17 protein-coding genes are annotated in these 17,662 nt (G+C 64.8%); 11 read left to right on the forward strand and 6 right to left on the reverse strand.

The window, feature by feature from the left end; all coding sequences use genetic code 11:
- Window positions 1–11: 11 nt before the first annotated feature.
- The 4 genes from PVZ80_RS27575 to PVZ80_RS27590 form a co-directional block, all read right to left on the reverse strand.
- The gene (locus PVZ80_RS27575; protein WP_080710636.1) at window positions 12–1,313 is read right to left on the reverse strand and encodes an IS4 family transposase; all 1,302 of its coding nucleotides are present in this window, start codon (window positions 1,311–1,313) and stop codon (window positions 12–14) included.
- Window positions 1,314–1,571: 258 nt separating this feature from the next.
- Window positions 1,572–2,336 carry a hypothetical protein gene (locus PVZ80_RS27580; RefSeq protein ID WP_273864842.1) on the reverse strand — a complete coding sequence of 255 codons (765 nt, stop codon included), beginning with the start codon at window positions 2,334–2,336 and terminating at the stop codon, window positions 1,572–1,574.
- A gap of 92 nt (window positions 2,337–2,428) precedes the next feature.
- Window positions 2,429–3,064 carry a response regulator transcription factor gene (locus PVZ80_RS27585; protein WP_273864843.1) on the reverse strand — a complete coding sequence of 212 codons (636 nt, stop codon included), beginning with the start codon at window positions 3,062–3,064 and terminating at the stop codon, window positions 2,429–2,431.
- The gene (locus tag PVZ80_RS27590) at window positions 3,061–4,950 is read right to left on the reverse strand and encodes a PAS domain-containing sensor histidine kinase (protein WP_273864844.1); all 1,890 of its coding nucleotides are present in this window, start codon (window positions 4,948–4,950) and stop codon (window positions 3,061–3,063) included. The genes PVZ80_RS27585 and PVZ80_RS27590 overlap by 4 nt, the downstream gene beginning before the upstream one ends.
- Window positions 4,951–5,132: 182 nt before the next feature.
- Here PVZ80_RS27590 and PVZ80_RS27595 point away from each other — a divergent pair, with 182 nt between their 5' ends.
- The 4 genes from PVZ80_RS27595 (at window position 5,133) to PVZ80_RS27610 (ending at window position 10,346) form a co-directional block, all read left to right on the forward strand.
- Window positions 5,133–6,755, forward strand: coding sequence for an acyl-CoA synthetase (locus PVZ80_RS27595; RefSeq protein WP_273864845.1), 1,623 nt, complete (start codon window positions 5,133–5,135; stop codon window positions 6,753–6,755).
- Window positions 6,756–6,878: 123 nt separating this feature from the next.
- Window positions 6,879–8,651, forward strand: coding sequence for an acyl-CoA dehydrogenase C-terminal domain-containing protein (locus PVZ80_RS27600; RefSeq protein WP_038631326.1), 1,773 nt, complete (start codon window positions 6,879–6,881; stop codon window positions 8,649–8,651).
- Window positions 8,652–8,952: 301 nt separating this feature from the next.
- On the forward strand, window positions 8,953–9,567 hold the full coding sequence (locus PVZ80_RS27605; RefSeq protein WP_124354770.1) for a hypothetical protein: 615 nt from the start codon (window positions 8,953–8,955) through the stop codon (window positions 9,565–9,567).
- 149 nt (window positions 9,568–9,716) lie between these two features.
- The gene (locus PVZ80_RS27610; RefSeq protein ID WP_016704867.1) at window positions 9,717–10,346 is read left to right on the forward strand and encodes an HAD family hydrolase; all 630 of its coding nucleotides are present in this window, start codon (window positions 9,717–9,719) and stop codon (window positions 10,344–10,346) included.
- Between the two features lie 23 nt (window positions 10,347–10,369).
- Here the strand turns inward: PVZ80_RS27610 and PVZ80_RS27615 are convergent, their stop codons facing one another.
- Window positions 10,370–11,383 (reverse strand): AraC family transcriptional regulator, encoded by a 1,014-nt coding sequence (locus PVZ80_RS27615; protein WP_273864881.1) that lies wholly within the window; start codon window positions 11,381–11,383, stop codon window positions 10,370–10,372.
- Between the two features lie 171 nt (window positions 11,384–11,554).
- Here PVZ80_RS27615 and PVZ80_RS27620 point away from each other — a divergent pair, with 171 nt between their 5' ends.
- From PVZ80_RS27620 to PVZ80_RS27650, 7 genes are all read left to right on the forward strand, one after another.
- Window positions 11,555–12,406 carry a 3-hydroxybutyryl-CoA dehydrogenase gene (locus tag PVZ80_RS27620; protein ID WP_124339871.1) on the forward strand — a complete coding sequence of 284 codons (852 nt, stop codon included), beginning with the start codon at window positions 11,555–11,557 and terminating at the stop codon, window positions 12,404–12,406.
- A complete protein-coding gene (locus tag PVZ80_RS27625) occupies window positions 12,399–12,995 on the forward strand; it encodes a TetR/AcrR family transcriptional regulator (protein WP_009048144.1) in 597 nt (198 codons plus the stop codon). The genes PVZ80_RS27620 and PVZ80_RS27625 overlap by 8 nt, the downstream gene beginning before the upstream one ends.
- A gap of 277 nt (window positions 12,996–13,272) precedes the next feature.
- Window positions 13,273–13,461, forward strand: a complete 189-nt coding sequence (locus PVZ80_RS27630; RefSeq protein WP_016704869.1) for a DUF1843 domain-containing protein — start codon at window positions 13,273–13,275, stop codon at window positions 13,459–13,461.
- A gap of 35 nt (window positions 13,462–13,496) precedes the next feature.
- Window positions 13,497–14,141 (forward strand): DUF1842 domain-containing protein, encoded by a 645-nt coding sequence (locus PVZ80_RS27635; protein ID WP_016704870.1) that lies wholly within the window; start codon window positions 13,497–13,499, stop codon window positions 14,139–14,141.
- Window positions 14,142–14,193: 52 nt separating this feature from the next.
- A complete protein-coding gene (locus tag PVZ80_RS27640; protein WP_009048141.1) occupies window positions 14,194–14,775 on the forward strand; it encodes a DUF1842 domain-containing protein in 582 nt (193 codons plus the stop codon).
- A 151-nt stretch (window positions 14,776–14,926) separates the two neighbouring features.
- Window positions 14,927–16,390 carry a GDL motif peptide-associated radical SAM/SPASM maturase gene (locus tag PVZ80_RS27645; RefSeq protein ID WP_081362153.1) on the forward strand — a complete coding sequence of 488 codons (1,464 nt, stop codon included), beginning with the start codon at window positions 14,927–14,929 and terminating at the stop codon, window positions 16,388–16,390.
- 217 nt (window positions 16,391–16,607) lie between these two features.
- Complete coding sequence (locus PVZ80_RS27650) at window positions 16,608–17,021, forward strand: VOC family protein (protein ID WP_016704872.1); 414 nt, start codon at window positions 16,608–16,610, stop codon at window positions 17,019–17,021.
- A 47-nt stretch (window positions 17,022–17,068) separates the two neighbouring features.
- Here PVZ80_RS27650 and PVZ80_RS27655 read toward each other — a convergent pair whose 3' ends face one another.
- Window positions 17,069–17,575: a winged helix-turn-helix transcriptional regulator gene (locus PVZ80_RS27655; protein WP_009048138.1), complete on the reverse strand. Its 507-nt coding sequence runs from the start codon at window positions 17,573–17,575 to the stop codon at window positions 17,069–17,071.
- Between the last annotated feature and the right edge of the window lie 87 nt (window positions 17,576–17,662).

Genomic DNA, 17,662 nt, shown 5'->3' on the forward strand with positions numbered 1-17,662 from the left:
GGCCATCCCTTTCAAGGTCTTTTCGTTTTGGCAGCCTTGATGACCCTGTCTGTTGAAACGTGGGCATGTACCGCCGTCCCTTGAACCCATGTCCTGGGCTTGGGTACCTTGGGGCCTCGTTGGCTTTTGGCGACTTGCTTGGGTTGAATGTTCTTGGCTAATTCCAACAAGCGCTGGGCCAGTTTTTCCATTGAGACGATCGGTAGATATTCGACGGGCAGAGCGATCTGCATGCCCTCATATCCAGCTCTGACCTGGATCGCCAAGTGATAGATCGAAGCCTCCCAGCCCTCAGGCTGAGTCTCTCGATGAGCGTGTTCGACGCTGCGCTTGAGCAAGGCCAGTACGTTGTACGCCAGCACGGCAGTGGTGAATCCAAGCAAGGCAGCTCGTGGACTGCCGAGAGATTCAATTTCACTTTCCAGAATGGCTTCCAGTCGCTGGAACATCCCTTCAATACTCCAACGACGGCGATAGAAGTCCGCGATCTGCGGTGCGCTGATGCTCTCGGGCAGGTTGCTCCAGAACATCAAACTGCGGTCACCTGAGTCGTTTGGTGAATGGAGCGTCAACTCGATGCGTCGCCACTGATGCCCCCCTCTTACCTCAATGCTTTGTTCACGCACCGTACCTGTTGCAACAGGCAAAGATGCTTGCCACTCGCCCTCTTGAATCAGGCGCGGGTGCTTGGCCTGCTGGCGAATGACAAATGACGTTTTCACTTGTTCACAGGCCTCCATTACAGGAAGCGTGCAGTAGAGCCGATCAGCGATCCAAACCTGGTTCGTCTTGGCATCGGACAGTAGCGGCAACACGCAGACTCGCTCGCTTGCGTAGGCGTCTTCGCAGGGTTGCAGGTCAATGACCTGATCCAGGTCGGGATCGTAGACCACGACCGAGAATCCGGGACGAGCCGCTCCGCGCTCGTGCCGTAGTGCTCCAAGGCGCTTTTCGGTGGACGCCAGGTGGCTGCCGTCTACCACCCGAACCTGCCAATCGGGCAGCATGGCTGAGCCCCCCAACTCCTTGATCGTCGGAGTCAGGCGCTGCGCGCAACCTGTGACCAAGGCGCGCAACAGAGCCGGTTCGGTACGGCTGACCTTGTCGTAAAGGGCCGCCAGGCTAACCGGAAGATCCTCCAGTTGCTTGGCCGCGGCATGTAATGACGGCTTCAAGCCCAATGAAACAAGGGACATGAGCTTAACGATGGTTGAGAACAGCAATTCGCGGGAGTACTGCCGTTGCCGGTGTTCTTCGAAAACCTGATCGACCCACTCCGGCGCAATGGCTTGCTCCAAGGCAAGTTTGGCCATCACGCTGGCAGGTGCTTTTTTCTCGAATCGCGCTAGTACATCGGCCCACATCGTTCGGGTCTTCCTGACTGAATTTCAGCGGATTTTACCCAAGACCTTGAAAGGGATGGCCGTAAGGGCGGAACCCTAAGTGGCCGTTACCGCAGGAATGGATATGTACACCGCCCAAAAAGTGTAGTGCCAGAGCCGACGCCATCGCGAGCAAGCTTCGCTCCTACAGAAGCCCCGCAGCAACGGATACGTACACAAGATCGCGATCTACTGCACCGGCAAAAAATTCATCAGCAACAAGCTCTGCGCATAATTCAACCCAATGCGCCGATAACGCTCATCCAGCATCTGCGTCAACAAATCCAACCGCGCAACGATCTTCCCAAACTCCACAGCAAAACTCAGATTGCTGCCCTCCTCCGAAATCTCATTGGAAAACAGCAACAACTCCCCATTGGCCCCCTGCCGCTGACTGAGCATCCAGGTGGCCTTTTCGATATTGCGTGCAGCGTTGCTGACGAACTGCGGGTCGATAGTGTCGGTCATGAAAAACTCGGTGCGCCCGCCATGGGCGGTGACCAGCATGCTGCCAATGGCATAGATAAAGGCGCCGACCCGGTCGCCACGAAACTCCGGGCTCAAGGCATAACTCAAGGCAGCCAGGTCGCGGCGGTTACCCAGGGCCGGCAAAGACTTCTGCTGCTCAATGGCCTGGCGGATGTCCCGCGCGGCACTGGTAGCATCGGTGTAACCCCACTCGCGCCACTGGTTGGGGTTGCGCAGGTAGAGCTTGTTCATCAGCAGGTACAGGCTTTGCAGGTTGTCGCGCATGCTCAGGGTGGCCATGCGGTCGACACTGGTCTGGAAGAACTCCTGGGGTTTGCCATTGCTGAACTGGTGGGCCATGTCACGCCCCTGCTGCTGGCTGCAGCCACTGGCGCAGACCATCAAGACAGCCGCCAGCCACAGCGGCTGGCGCACTATACGCAGGCAAAAGACGCGCAGAAAACAACGAGAAAGCGGATAAACCATCGGCACCGTTCTGGACTCTGGCCGCGCGGGGATCGGCGCGGCCTGGCCCTGAATAGAACCGCAAAAACGCAAAAAGTGCGGTAGCCGCAGCCTCAGCGCAATTGCAGCGGGTCCACCAGGCCGACAGCGATGGCCATGCCCACCAGTTCCGGCAGGTGCTCGGCCTGCATGCGTTTCATCACCCGTGACCGGTACAGGTCGATGGTCTTGACGCTGACCCCCAGCTGCTCGGCGATCTCGCGATTGCTGTAGCCCTGCACCAACGGCAGCAACACATCCCTCTCCCGCGGCGTGAGGCTCTCCAGGCGCGCTTCGATCCGGGCCTGCCCGGCGTTGCGGCTGTGGCGGTCGTCGGCGCGGCTCAGGGCCTGCTGCACGCTGTCCAGCAGCAGCTGTTCGTTGTAGGGCTTCTCGATGAAATCCACGGCGCCGGCCTTGAATGCCCGCACCACGATGGGCACATCGGCGTGGCCGCTGACAAAGATCAGTGGCAGGTGGATATCCCGCTGGCGCAGCTCTTCCTGGACATTCAGCCCGCCCATGCCGGGCATGCGCACATCCAGCAGCACGCAGGCGTCGAGGCTCGGGTCGCAGTGTTCGAGGAATTCCCGGCCGCTGGTGAAGGGCACCGCCTTGAGGCCCACCGACTCCAGCAGCCAGACGGTGGAGTCGAGCATGCCCGGGTCGTCGTCGACCACATACACCAGCTGCTGCGCCACACTCGTCATTGCCTTGCTCCTGTTGTCGGATGGGTGGGTGAATCGGCTTGCGCCGGGGCCGTCGCCGGCAAGTGGCAGCACATCTTCAAGCCGTGGCTCTGGGGCTGGGCCTGCAAGTCGCCGCCGAAGCCTTCGACGATGCTGCGGCTCATGGACAGCCCGAGCCCCAGGCCGTTGGCCTTGCTGGTGTAGAACGGGGTGAACAGCTGCGCCAGTTGCTCGGCGGAGACGCCCGGGCCCTGGTCGCTGACGCTGACCTCGACCCCGCCTTCGCCACTGGCCTGGGCGCCGAGGACGATCTGCGAGCCCTGCTGCGGATGCACCTCGCGATTGGCCTCGATGGCGTTGCGCAGCAGGTTCAACAGCACCTGCTCGAGCAAGATCCGGTCGGCGTACACCGGCGGCAGATTATCCGCCAGGCGCAGCTCGATCGTCACCTGGCAGGCCTGCGCCTCCCAGGCGCACAGGCGCACCGTTTCCCGGGCCACCTCGGCGAGGTCCAGGGCCTGGACCCGGCGCCCGCCCTTGCGCAAAAAGGCCCGCAGGCGCTTGATCACTTCGGCGGCGTGGGTGGCCTGTTCGGCGATCCGCTCCAGGCCCTGGGCAACCTTTTGCACAGCCTGGGGTTGAGTATCCAAGGCTTGCAGATAGCGCTGGCTGGCGTTGGCGTAATTGACCACCGCCGCCAGCGGCTGATTGATCTCATGGGCGATGCCCGAGGCCAGTTCGCCCAGGGTCACCAGGCGCGCGGTGTGGGCCAGTTCGTCCTGGTGATGGCGCTGCTGGGCCTCGCGCAATTCCCGTTCGCTCTGGTCGTGGGCCACCAGGGAATAGAAGCGCTCGCCACTGGCCGCGCGATGGGCCAGCAGCATCAGCGACACCGGCACCGACGCGCCGCCGGCCGGCGGTTGCAGGCGCGCTTCGATGCTCCAGCGGCCTGTGTGTTCGGCGCGGTGCCAGCCTTCGCGTTGCAGGCTGTCCAGCACCTCCGGGGTGAGGATGCTTGCCAGGTCCGGCATCGGCTGCCCGGCCTCCAGGCCCAGGGTGCGCCGGGCCGCCGGGTTGAGGTAGGTCACCGCGCCGCCGGGCTGGATGAACAGCACCGGGTCGGGGTTGGCCTCCACCACTTCCGCCAGGCGCCGCTTGTTCTCTTCGGCCTGGACCCGGGAGGTGATGTCCCGGGATACCGCCACCACTTCCACCACCGCCCCGGTGTAGGTTTCGCGGATCGCCCGGCAGGCGGTCTCGAACCACAGGTAATGGCCGTCGCGATGGCGGATGCGAAAGGTCATGGTGTGGTAGCCGTCCTGCTCCAGGGCGTCCCGGGTGCGCTGCGTCAGCCCGGCCAGGTCCTGGCTGTGGAACAGGCTGCGGGCCAGGCGCCCGCGCAGCTCTTCGGGCCAGTAGCCGAGCAGGGTCCAGGAGGCTGGCGAGGCGTCGAGAAAGGTGCCGTCGGGCGTATGCCGGGAAATCAGGTCGGTGGTGTTTTCGGTGATCAGCCGGTACAGGCGCCGGGCCGTGGCCGACTCGCGCTCGGCGAGGATCTGCGCCGTGGCTTCGCGGCAACGGGCCAGGACCCGTTGCCGGTGCGGGTCGGGGATAAAGCTCCAGAGCAGCACCCGATCGCCCCACTGGGCCTCGACCTCTTCGATGGCCCGCTGCTGCTCCAGGCACGCACGGACCAGGGCCGGGTGATTGACCGGCAGCAGCGCCGCGACCTCGCTCGACGCCTCGGCATCCAGCCATTGCCGGAGCGCCGGATTCAGGTCCAGCGGCCGCGCCTCGGCGTCCAGCAACAGGCTGGGTTGCGGGTCATGGCCGAGCCAGGGCGAATCCGGCAGCCGGCCTTCACGCTGCAGGCGCAGCCAGCGATTCAAGTGGGTGGAGGTGGGCATCGTCGATAAACCTGCGGGCTGGATCAGCGAATTATTAATATAGTAGAAATACCATACAACTCAGGTAGTACTTCCATATCCATTGCCAAGCAGTATATAAAAGCCTCCGGATAAGTCACCGAGCGCCGTTAAAAACGGTCTCGGCCAATAGAGCTAACAATCAGCCACCGGGTACCCGAACCATGTCCATCTACGAGCAAGGCCTCGCGCCGACGGCCGTCAACCATATCGCCCTGTCCCCCTTGAGCTTCATCGAGCGCACCGCCGCCGTTTACCCCGATTACCCGGCGGTGATCCACGGTTCGATCCGCCGCACCTGGGCCCAGACCTACAGCCGCTGCCGGCGCCTGGCTTCGGCCCTGGCCGGGCGCGGGATCGGCAAGAACGACACGGTGGCGGTGATGCTGCCGAATATCCCGGCCATGCTCGAAGCCCACTTCGGCGTGCCGATGATCGGCGCCGTGCTCAACGCCCTCAACGTGCGCCTGGACGCCGAGGCCATCGCCTTCATGCTGGCCCACGGCGAGGCCAAGGTGCTGATCGCCGACCGCGAATTCCATGAGGTGATCCACGCCGCCATCGCCATGCTCGACCAGCCGCCTTTGGTGATCGACCTCGACGACCCCGAGTACGGCGAGGGCCAGCCGGTCAGCGAGCTGGACTACGAGGCCTTCCTCGCCGAGGGCGACCCGGCATTCGCCTGGCAGTGGCCGGATGACGAATGGCAGGCCATCGCCCTGAACTACACCTCAGGCACCACCGGCAACCCCAAGGGCGTGGTCTATCACCACCGCGGCGCCTACCTCAACGCCCTGGGCAACCAGATGACCTGGGCCATGGGCAACCACCCGGTGTACCTGTGGACCCTGCCGATGTTCCACTGCAACGGCTGGTGCTACCCCTGGACCGTCACCGCCCTGGCCGGGGTGCATGTGTTCCTGCGCCGGGTCGACCCGCAGAAGATCCTCAACCTGATCCGCGAGCACCAGGTCACGCACCTGTGCGGCGCGCCGATCGTGCTCAATGCCCTGGTGAACATGCCGGACTCGGCCAAGGCCGCCATCGACCACCCGGTCAATACCATGGTCGCCGGGGCCGCGCCACCGGCCAAGGTGATAGGCGCGGTGGAGGAAATGGGCATCAAGGTGACCCACGTCTACGTCCTGACCGAGGTCTACGGCCCGGTAACCCTGTGCGCCTGGCACGCGGCCTGGGACAAGTTGCCCCTGGAACAGCGGGCGCAGATCAAGTCGCGCCAGGGCGTGCGTTACCCGACCCTGGAAGGGGTGATGGTGGCCGACCCGAAAACCCTCGAACCCACGCCCCGCGACGGCCAGACCATCGGCGAGATTTTCATGCGCGGCAACACGGTGATGAAGGGCTACCTGAAGAACCCCAGCGCCACCGCCGAGGCCTTCGAGGGCGGCTGGTTCCACACCGGCGACCTGGGGGTGACCCACCCGGACGGTTATGTGGAGATCCGCGACCGGCTCAAGGACATCATCATTTCCGGCGGCGAGAACATCTCCACCATCGAACTGGAAGGCGTGCTCTATCGCCACCCGGCGGTGCTGGAAGCCGCGGTGGTGGCGCGGCCCGACGAGAAATGGGGCGAGACGCCCTGCGCCTTCATCACCCTCAAGGCCGATCACCAGCAGGTCAGCGAGGCGCAGATCATCGCCTTCTGTCGGGAACACCTGGCGGGCTTCAAGGTGCCGCGCACCGTGGTGTTCAGCCAGTTGCCCAAGACCTCCACCGGCAAGATCCAGAAATTCGTCCTGCGCGACATGGCGAAAAACCTCTAGCTTGAATAGACAGAAACCCCGCGCACGCCGTTGCCCTGCCGGGAGTCGGCATGGCGGGGTCTAGCCTTTTTGAATCACCCGGCCCCGGCCGTTCAACCTCCACTCTTGCCCGAGGTTCCTGCAATGCCCGAATTCAACGCCCCCCTGCGCGACATGCGCTTCGTTCTCCATGAGGTGTTCAACGCGCCCAAACTCTGGGCCCGGCTACCGGCCCTGGCCGAGACGGTGGATGCCGACACCGCCGATGCGATTCTCGAAGAGGCGGCCAAGGTCACCGGCCAGCTGATCGCCCCGCTCAACCGCAGCGGCGACGAGGAAGGCGTCACCTGGGACAACGGCCGGGTGCGCACCCCCGCCGGTTTCAAGGAGGCCTACGGCACCTATATCCAGGGCGGCTGGGTCGGCCTGAGCGGCAACCCGGCCTACGGCGGCATGGGCATGCCGAAGATGCTCGCGGTGCAGTTCGAAGAGATGCTCTACGCCGCCAATTCCAGCTTTGCCCTGTATTCGGCCCTGAGCTCCGGCGCCTGCCTGGCCATCGACGCCCACGCCAGCGAGGCACTCAAGGCGCTGTACCTGCCGCCCATGTACGAAGGCCGCTGGGCCGGCTCCATGTGCCTGACCGAGGCCCATGCCGGCACCGACCTGGGGATCATCCGCACCCGCGCCGAACCCCAGGCCGACGGCAGCTACCGGATCAGCGGCAGCAAGATCTTCATCACCGGCGGCGAGCAGGACCTGACCGAAAACATCATCCACCTGGTCCTGGCCAAGCTGCCGGACGCTCCGGCCGGGCCCAAGGGCATCTCGCTGTTCCTGGTGCCGAAGATCCAGGTCGACGCCCAGGGCAACCTCGGCCAGGCCAACGCGGTGAGCTGCGGTTCCATCGAGCACAAGATGGGGATCAAGGCCTCGGCCACCTGCGTGCTGAACTTCGACGGCGCCACTGGCTGGCTGATCGGCGAGGCCAACAAGGGCCTGGCGGCGATGTTCACCATGATGAACTACGAGCGCCTGTCGATCGGCATCCAGGGCATCGGTTGCGCCGAGAACGCCTACCAGAACGCCCGCACCTATGCCCGCGAGCGCATCCAGAGCCGCTCGCCCGCAGGCCCGGTGGCCAAGGACAAGATCGCCGACCCGATCATCGTCCACCCCGATGTGCGGCGCATGCTGCTGTCCATGAAAGCCATGACCGAGGGCGGCCGGGCCTTCGCCAGCTACGTCGGCCAGCAGCTGGACCTGGCCAAGTTCGCCGACCAGCCCCACGAGCGGCACAACGCCGAGGCCCTGGTGGCGCTGCTGACCCCGGTGGCCAAGGCATTCTTCACCGACACCGGGCTGGACAGTTGCATCCTCGGCCAGCAGGTCTTCGGCGGCCACGGCTATATCCGCGAATGGGGCCAGGAGCAACTGGTGCGGGATGTGCGCATCGCGCAGATCTACGAAGGCACCAACGGCATCCAGGCCCTCGACCTGCTGGGCCGCAAGGTGGTGGGCAACGGCGGCGTGGCCCTGCGCCTGTTCACCGGCGAGATCCGCGACTACGCCTACCTGCCCGGCGCCGCCTACGCCGCCGAATTGCTGGACGCGGTGCAGCGCCTGGAAGACCTCAGCGACTGGCTACGGGAGCAGGCGGTGCAAAACCCCAACGCGGTGGGCAGCGCCTGCGTCGAGTACCTGCACCTGTTCGGCTACGTGGCCTACGCCTACCTGTGGGCGCGCATGGCCCAGGTGGCCGAGCACAAGCACGCCGAGGACGAAAGTTTCTACGGCGCCAAGCTGGCCACGGCGCGCTTCTACTTCAGCCGTCTGCTGCCGCGCATCCTCAGCCTGGAGCAGAGCATTCGCGCCGGCAGTTCCTCGCTTTTCGGCCTGGAAGCGGAGCAGTTCTAACCCCCTCGGGCGGGGCCTCCGTGCCCCGCCCTGCTGCACGGCGGCTGATGCAAAACCGCCGGCGGCCTTGCATACTGCGCGCCCCGAACACCGCCCAAGGAAGAAACGTGTTGGCGCCTGCCCCGATCATTGCCCGGCCAGCCATGCTGCTGCCCGACACTGCGCACCTGATCCGCACCTTAGCTACTCGCCCATTCCAGCCTGGTGAACCGACCCTGTCCGCCACCGGCAGTGGCTTGCCATTCTCTTGAATCCGGCACGCCCCGTGCCATCTCCTTTCCTGTCTTTGTCGAGTACGCCCATGCATCGCCTGTTCACTTTGTGGTTATGGATCAACGCCGTCCTCAGCGGAATCGCCGTAGCGGCCCCGCTGTCCGTGATGGTGTTTACCGATCTGCAACTGATCGTCCCCCGGGACGTCAGCGGCACCCTGTTCGGCGGGGCCATGGGCTTTCAGCTGTACCTCGGCATCTGGCTCCTATGCGCCCTCGGCCTGGGCCTGGCCCTGCTCACGCGCATGCCCGGCGCCCGCCTGGCCTGGATCGTCGCCGGCCTGGTGCCGCTGCTGCTGGGCGCCTGGTGGCGGATCAATTACCCGGACGATGCCGACGGCAACCTGATCTTCAGCCCGCAAGCCTGGGAACTGGACTACGCCATGGCGATCGGCTGCGCCTTGGTCTTCAGCGGTCTGTACTGGTATCGACGCGGGCGCCTCAAGCCCCGCCCGGTCGCCACTAGCGCGGATGTGCTGCTGCCCCGGACCGTCGGCGCGCTGATCCTCGCCAGCCTGTTCCTCCTCCCATCGCTGAACTTCATCAAGCAGCAGGCCTTGCCCAACTGTGCGTTCAACAAGGCCGGGCAACAGCTGACGGTGTGCCTGGGCGATGACCCGAACGAACAGGTGATTGTCGACTGAAAGAGGGCTGTGGCCCCGGCTCGAACAGCCCGGCGAGCAGCGCATGTCGCTGCGCCGGAAACCGGGCCCGGGCCACCGGCAAATTGCATTGCATCGCCTACCGTCGCAGGATGTCTGCCCTGACCCACAACCGCTCAAAGGACGTGCTCATGACAATTCGTGCTGTGGTTTTCGATTTTGGTGGCGTGCTGTTCGACTGGAATCCGCACCATCTGTACCGCCAACTGATCCCTGACGATGCCCGCCGCCAATGGTTCCTCGACACCATTTGCACCCAGGCCTGGAATACCCGGCAGGACGCCGGGCGAACGCTGGCCGAAGCGACCCGCAGCCTGGTGGCCGAACACCCGGAACATGCGCCCCTGATCGAAGCCTATTACGGGCGCTGGCCGGAAATGCTCCGCGGCCAGCTGGATGACGGCGTGGCCTTGCTGGAAGACCTGCATCAGGCACAGATGCCGCTGTTCGGGCTGACCAACTGGTCCCAGGAAACCTTCCCCTATGCCTGGGACAACTATCCGTTCCTGCAGCGTTTTCGCGACATCGTGGTGTCCGGGCAGGAGCGGCAGATCAAGCCTGACGCGGAGATCTACCACACCACCCTGCAACGCATCCGCGCGCACCTGCCGGAGGTGGCGCCCCAGGAGCTGGTGTTCATCGACGATCACGCACCGAATATCGTCGCCGCCAAGGCCCTGGGCTGGAATGCGATTCACCATCAGTCCGCGGCTGAAACCCGTCGCCAGTTGCAGGCGTTGGGGTTGGGGTTGTCGGTTTGAACTGAGGCGGGCGCGCCAGTCTGTCAGGTCGGCGGCTGGTACCGCGTGCGGTAGCGCCCCGGGCTTTCGCCGGTCCATTTCTTGAACGCACGATGGAAGGCGCTGGGCTCCTGGAAGCCGGTGCGCTCGGCGATTTCGCCGATGCTCGCGCGGCTCTGGCGCAGCAGTTCGACGGCCATGCCGCGGCGCACTTCGTCCTTGATTTCCTGGTACGACACGCCCTCGCGCTCCAGGCGCCGCCGCAGGGTGCTGGGGCTGACCTGCACCTCGCCGGCGAAGGCTTCCAGGGTCGGCCACTGGCTGTAGTGACTGCGGCGCAGACGTTGATAGACCTGGGTCGCCAGGCCGTGCTGGTTGCGAAAACGGATCACCAGCCATTGCGGCGCGCTGCGCAGAAAGACCTTGAGCGAAGCCAGGTCCTGGACCACCGGCAAGCGCAGGAAGCGGCTGGCGAACTCGATTTCGGTGCGCTCGGCGCCAAAGGTCAGGTTCGGTCCCCAGAGCAAGGCATCGTCGCTCAGGGACAGGCGCGGATAACGGAAGTCGGCGCGGTCGATGGCAATGCGCCGCCCGCCGAGCCAGCACAGCAGGCTGATCATCAGCACCAGGAAGGTCTCTTCGCCAAAACGCCCGGTGGCTTCATCGCGAGGCTGGCTGTCGAGGCTCAGCACCGCGCGCTTGCCGCGCACACTGAGGCTGCCGCGAAAGTCGCGCAGGAACAGGCCGAAGTTGGCCAGGCACTGGCGCAGGGCCTTTTCCAGGGTCGGCTCCTGGATCAGCCCCCGGCAGATCAGAGCAAAAGCCCCCGGCGGCAGGCCGTGGGAATCGAGCTGGAAAAACTCGTCCTGCAGCTCGCGGATCTGGATCAGCCACAGGGCCGCGAACGCGCTGGCCGGCACCCGCGCCTCGGGCTGGCCGAGCAAGGCCGGATCGATGCCCGCCTCGGCCAGCACCGCGGCCAGGCGCTCGGGCCGCTCACGCAAGGCGTGGACCATGACCTGCACGAAGTAGACCGCGACCGAATCCTTTTCCCGCATGGAATGACTGCTCTCTGTGGCTGTGAACATGGCAAAAAACGCCAGCGCGGCTGAGCGCTTTTGGCATAGGCCGGGGTCGGCGCGGGCACTAGACTCGCGCCTCGAAGGTTGCATTGCAAGACGCGTTCGCGCTGCTCTGCGACACGCCCGGACGAAGAAAGAGAAGCCAAGATGAATCTGCAGAATATCGGCGTGATCGGCGCCGGCACCATGGGTAACGGAATCGCTCAGGTCTGTGCCCAGGCCGGGTTCGAAGTGACCTTGCTGGACATCAGCGACAGCGCCCTGCAAAAGGCCCTGGCCACGGTGAGCAAGAACCTCGACCGGCTGATCGCCAAGGGCAGCCTGGACGAAGTACAGAAACAGGCGACGCTGGGGCGCATCCGCACCAGCACCGACTACGCCAGCCTGGTCGACGCGCACCTGGTGATCGAGGCGGCGACGGAAAACCTCGAGTTGAAACTGCGGGTGCTGCAACAGATCGCCGCCCAGGTTGCCAGTACCTGTGTGATCGCCTCCAACACCTCGTCGCTGTCGATCACCCAGCTCGCCGCCAGCGTCAGCGCGCCCGAGCGCTTTATCGGCCTGCACTTCTTCAACCCGGTGCCGGTGATGGGCCTGATCGAAGTGATTCGCGGCCTGCAGACCAGCGACGCGACCCACACCCTGGCCCTGGACATGGCCACGCGCCTGGGCAAGGTCGCGATCACCGCCGGCAACCGCCCGGGCTTCGTGGTCAACCGGATCCTGGTACCGATGATCAACGAGGCGATCCTGGTGTTGCAGGAAGGCCTGGCCAGCGCCGAGGACATCGACGCCGGCATGCGCCTGGGCTGTAACCAGCCGATCGGCCCGCTGGCCCTGGCCGACCTGATCGGCCTGGACACCCTGCTGGCGATCCTTGCAGCCCTCTACGATGGCTTCAACGACAGCAAATACCGGCCCGCGCCGCTGCTCAAGGAAATGGTCGCCGCCGGTTACCTGGGGCGCAAGACCGAACGCGGCTTCCACCGCTATGGCTGAGCGTTGCTCGCGTTTTGCCGAAAGCCGCGACAAGGCCCTGGAGCTGTTCGCCAGCAAGGGCTTCGGCCAGGTCGGCATGCGCGAGCTGGCGAGCCATCTGGGGCTGACCCCGGGCTCGCTGTATCACCATTACCCGAGCAAGCAGCACCTGCTGCTGGACCTGATCGAAGAGTTCTACGACGAACTGCTCGATACCCTGGGGCGCATCGAACGGCGGCGCAAGGCGCCGGACGATCGCCTGCGCACCCTGATCCGCGCCCACCTGAAACTGCACCGGGAACTGCCCCGGCATTTCCGCCTGGTGGAGCGCGACAGCGGTTGCCTGAACCCGGACCAGCAGGAGCGCGTCCGCCAGCTGCGCGAGCAATATGAACGCCGCCTGCTGATGCTCCTCGGCCCGCTGCCGCGGCTCGGCGACGCGGTGCTGCTGGCCACCGGGCATGCCATCGCCAGCCTGCTCAACCATGCGCCCGGCTGGCTGGCCGAACAGCCGTTGGCCGAACACGAGCGCGAAACCCTGCTGGAACACCTGCTCAGCGGCGCCCTGGAACGGCTGTTGAACAGCTCGCCGCAGAGTGCCGTGGCCTGACGCCGGGCCGGGGGCGATCCTGCCCTTTTCCGCCCACGTCCTGGACGTCGAAGTGCGCAGCGCCGCTTGTATTTATTCTTCGTAAGCCTCGCCCTGCTGATTGCCAAACGCGCTATATCGCCGCGCCAGTTGCTTGTCCCACCTGAATATATTTTTTCCCGATAACGGCTATTCAAAGTTATTCAGTGGCCCTTGCGTTTGCCCCGAGCCCGGCCTGCTTAACTGCAAAAGCTGCCGGATAGCGCAGTCTCTACAACCTCCCACGGAAGGCAACGCCATGAGTTCATCCTCGCAACATGTCATTCCGCCCTATGGAGTGGCGATTCAGAAAGCAATCTCCCTCGGCAACCTGCCGCAGATGAAGTCCCTGCTCAAACAACGCGATTCATCCCAGAAAGAATCCAAGGATCTGAGCAGCGCTTACGAGCAGTTGGCACAGGAAGTCGCCCGTCTGGAACGGCGCTAAGGCCGTTTCCATTTTCTAATGCAATGGAGGCAATCATGTCCGGTTCCACTACGTCCCCTGTTGGCCTGTTTCCGCTCAGCTACCGGATCGGCAATCCGACCCCGGGCGCGCCGAGCCTTACCCTCGACCTTCTGGTCTACACCCCCGAGCAGACCGTGCGCGGCACCTCGGTGGTGACCCAGGCCACCAACCCGCCGCTGGACCTGCAGTCCGATGTGTGGGGGCAATACACTTACCTGACCGTCATGCCACCCAGCTCGAGCAAGATCCTGGTCACCGCCCAGGGTAACCAGGGCGGGCCGGGCTCGAACTCGATCGTCACCTTCAAGATTCAACTGGTGGTGGACCACGACTGGAAGAACGGCATCGCCAACTACCAGTACTACAACGGCCAGCGCTGGGTATCGGTGGAGAACGCACCGGCCCACCTCGTCGAGTCGGTACCCTCCTACGCCTTGTCAGCCCTGCCAATACCACTGGAACCCGGCCCGGTCCTGCTGCCGTATCCACCGATCACCCCGCTGTATGCCGCGCCGATCCATGGCGCCATCGCCAGCGGCGACTTGACCCAGATGAAGAGCCTGGCCAGCCTGGCCCAGCAGCAACTGGACCAGTTGCCCCAGCTGCGCAGCGCGCTGGATGCGGCCAAGGACGAGATCGGCCGGCTCGAGCGGCGCTGACCACGGCGTGCCAACCCACCGACTTCCCTGAACAAGAACAAGGAGTTGCACCATGCAAACTGGACTGTTCCATACCCGTATCCAAGCCACCACGGGGCTGTTGGGTGCCCCGGTTCTGACCCTCGACCTGTTGGTCAACACCGTGCAGAAAAAAGTCAGCGGCGTGGCCCGCGTGTTCAAGAGCACTTACCCGCCGGTGAACTTCTTCGCCGACGTGTGGGGCGACTATTCCAAGGCACAGCTGCACCCGTCGACCGAAGGCCACATCATCCTGAGCCTGACCGGCAACCCCAGCGGCCCGACCAGCCAGATCGCCGCGACCTTCCACCTGCACGGGATTCTCGGGCTCGACTGGGCCAGCGGTTTCGCCAGCTACAAATACTGCTACCAGGGCAACTGGCAGGACGTGCAGCACGCCACGGTCAGCCAGGCGTCGATCCCGCACCCCGAGCCTGTGCCCCATCACCCCGTGCCGCTGTATGCGGTGGCGGTGCAGCAGGCGCAAAGCAGCGGTGACCTGGCGCAGCTCAAGGCGGTCGTCCGCCAGGGCGAGCAGCAACTGGCCAGCAGCGATGCGCTGCGCAGCGCCTTGCAGCAGCTGAACGCCGAGATTGCCCGCCTCGAAGCTCGCTGAGCAGTGGCGTCCGGGCCTGGCCTTCCTTCCTCGGGGCCAGGCCCGGTCTTCCATTGCAAACCATGTGTCCGCTCGGGCCGGCACCGCCAGGGACGGCGCGGACATCCACCAGGTTCGTGCTGCGCGCCTGTGTGCGCCCAAAGGACTGTCCATGTCAGCCAATCGCCCCGCCCGCTACCTCAGCGAAACCGACCTCAAGCGTTACGTACCGGTGCATGTGGTCTGGGAAATCACCCTCGCCTGCGACCTCAAGTGCCTGCATTGCGGCTCGCGCGCCGGCCATCGACGCCCCAACGAACTGAACACCCAGGAATGCCTCGACGTGATTGACGCCCTCGCCGCCCTCGGCACGCGGGAGGTCACCCTGATCGGCGGCGAAGCCTATTTGCGCAAGGACTGGACCCGCCTGATCCGGGCCATCCACGACCATGGCATCTACTGCGCGATCCAGACCGGCGGGCGCAACCTCACCCCGGCGAAAATGCAGGCCGCGGTCGAGGCCGGGCTCAACGGCGTGGGGGTTTCGCTGGACGGCCTGGCGCCCTTGCATGACGCCGTGCGCAATGTCCCGGGCTCCTTCGACAAGGCCGTGGACACCTTGCGCCGGGCCAAGCAGGCCGGGCTCGCGGTCAGCGTCAACACACAGATCGGCGCGGCCACCCTGCCCGACTTGCCGGAGCTGATGAACCTGATCATCGAGCTGGGCGCCACCCATTGGCAGATCCAGCTGACGGTGGCCATGGGCAACGCGGTGGATCACCCGGAACTCTTGCTGCAACCCTATCAACTGCTGGAAGTCATGCCGCTGCTCGCGCGCCTCTACCGCGAAGGCCAGGAACGCGGCCTGCTGATGAACGTGGGCAACAACATCGGTTACTACGGCCCATACGAGCATATGTGGCGCGGTTTCGGTGACGAGCGCGTGCACTGGAGCGGCTGCGCCGCCGGGCAAACGGTGCTGGCCCTGGAAGCCGACGGCACGGTGAAGGGTTGCCCGTCACTGGCGACGGTGGGGTTCTCCGGCGGCAATGTGCGCGACATGAACCTGCACGACATCTGGCACTACAGCGAAGGCATGCATTTTGGCCGCCTGCGCTCGGTCGACGACCTCTGGGGTTATTGCCGCACCTGCTACTACAACGACGTGTGCCGCGGCGGCTGCACCTGGACCTCGCACTCGCTGCTGGGCAAGCCGGGCAACAATCCGTACTGCCACTACCGCGCCCTGGACCTGCAGAAAAAGGGCCTGCGCGAACGCATCGTCAAACTCGAGGACGCCGCCAAGGCCTCGTTCGCGGTCGGCCGCTTCGACCTGATCACCGAACGCATCGACACCGGCGAGACGGTCAGCAGCGTCAGCGACAGCGGCCAGGTGATCAAGCTGGCGTGGATCAACCAGGGGCAGAAATCCCCCGAGGAAGGACGCCTGCCCACCCGACTGGCCCTGTGCCGCAGCTGCTGGCAGTACATTCATGCCCACGAAACCACCTGCCCGCACTGCTCGGCCGATGTGGCCAGCGCCGAGGCCGACTACCTGGCCGACCGCGCCCGGCAGCAGGCGATCATGGATCGCCTGACCGGCCTGCTGGGCATGCCCCAGACCCGGCTGGTGTAGCGCCACCCCAGGCTCGCCGCCGACTCGGCGGCGGGCCTGACAGGGAGTGCACCAAGGGTGATAACCCGTCACCGCCCCAATGAGAAAACCGTCTAAGAACAAGCCCACTGCCACCCAGGTTTAGGCTTTGCTAGTGGAGGTCTCAATCCATCGGTTTTTTGCCAGCGGGCCGGCTTATCCGGCGCGCCCGCTGCCCTGCCATCCGGGAGTCACCAGCATGAAAATCAATCCCTACCTGATCTTCAACGGCGATTGCGCAGCCGCCTTCAAGTTCTACGCCCAGAGCCTGCAAGGCACCCTCGAAGTGATGATGACCTTCGGCGAAAGCCCCGCCCGCGAGCATGTTCCCGCCGAGTATCACAACCTGATCATCCACACCCGCCTGCTGGTGGGCGACCAGGCCATCATGGGCTCGGACAGCACGCCCGATCGGCCTTACGCGGGGATCCACGGCTGCTCGATATCGCTGAATGTCGACAGCATCGCCGAGGCCGAGCGGGTATTCGCCGCGCTGGCGGACCAGGGCACTGTGCAGATGCCGTTGGAGGCCACCTTCTGGGCGGCGCGCTTCGGCATGCTGGTCGACCGCTTCGGCGCCTCGTGGATGGTCAACTGCGAAAAGGACCAGTGACAGGCGCTGGTGGTTAAGCCCAAGGTGCCGTGGCGATCCGCGGCACTTCAGGCTTCGCCCTTGGCCTCCATCACCTGCAGCGCCCCCAGGCGCTGACGTATGCCTTCGCTGGCCATCGGCCCGGCCTGGACCGTGCAGTGCTCCAGCGGTACCGGGCGGCCATCGACCAGGTCAGCCATCATCGGCCGCACCGGCCGGCCGGTGGCGCGCTCGACGATCTGCACGCTTTCCCCTTCCGGCGCGTAATGGCGATTGCCCCAGGCAACGAACGCCATCAGCACCACACGGAAGTCCTCGCCCCGGGCCGTCGGCACATACTGGTAGCGCAGCGGCCGCTGGCTGTAGGCCTGGCGCTCGAGCAAGCCGGCCTCGACCAGCGAATTCAAGCGCCGGGTGAGCATGTTGGGGGCGATCTCCAGGCTGCGGGAAAACTCCTCGAAACGCCGCAGGCCATGCAGGGCGTCGCGCATGATCAGGATGCTCCACCACTCGCCCACCCGCTCCAGACTGCGGGCAATCGGGCATTCGTCGTGAAGGAGGGTCTTGCGTTGCATGGCGGTTCCTCGGAGTTCGCAGTTGCGTATTTGTGGTTCGGGCATGTTACTTTCATGATGATAGTGACGTCCATAGAGCGACACACC

This window comes from Pseudomonas sp. B3G-3, from assembly GCF_028640915.1.
Classification (GTDB): Bacteria; Pseudomonadota; Gammaproteobacteria; order Pseudomonadales; family Pseudomonadaceae; genus Aquipseudomonas; species Aquipseudomonas chlororaphis_I.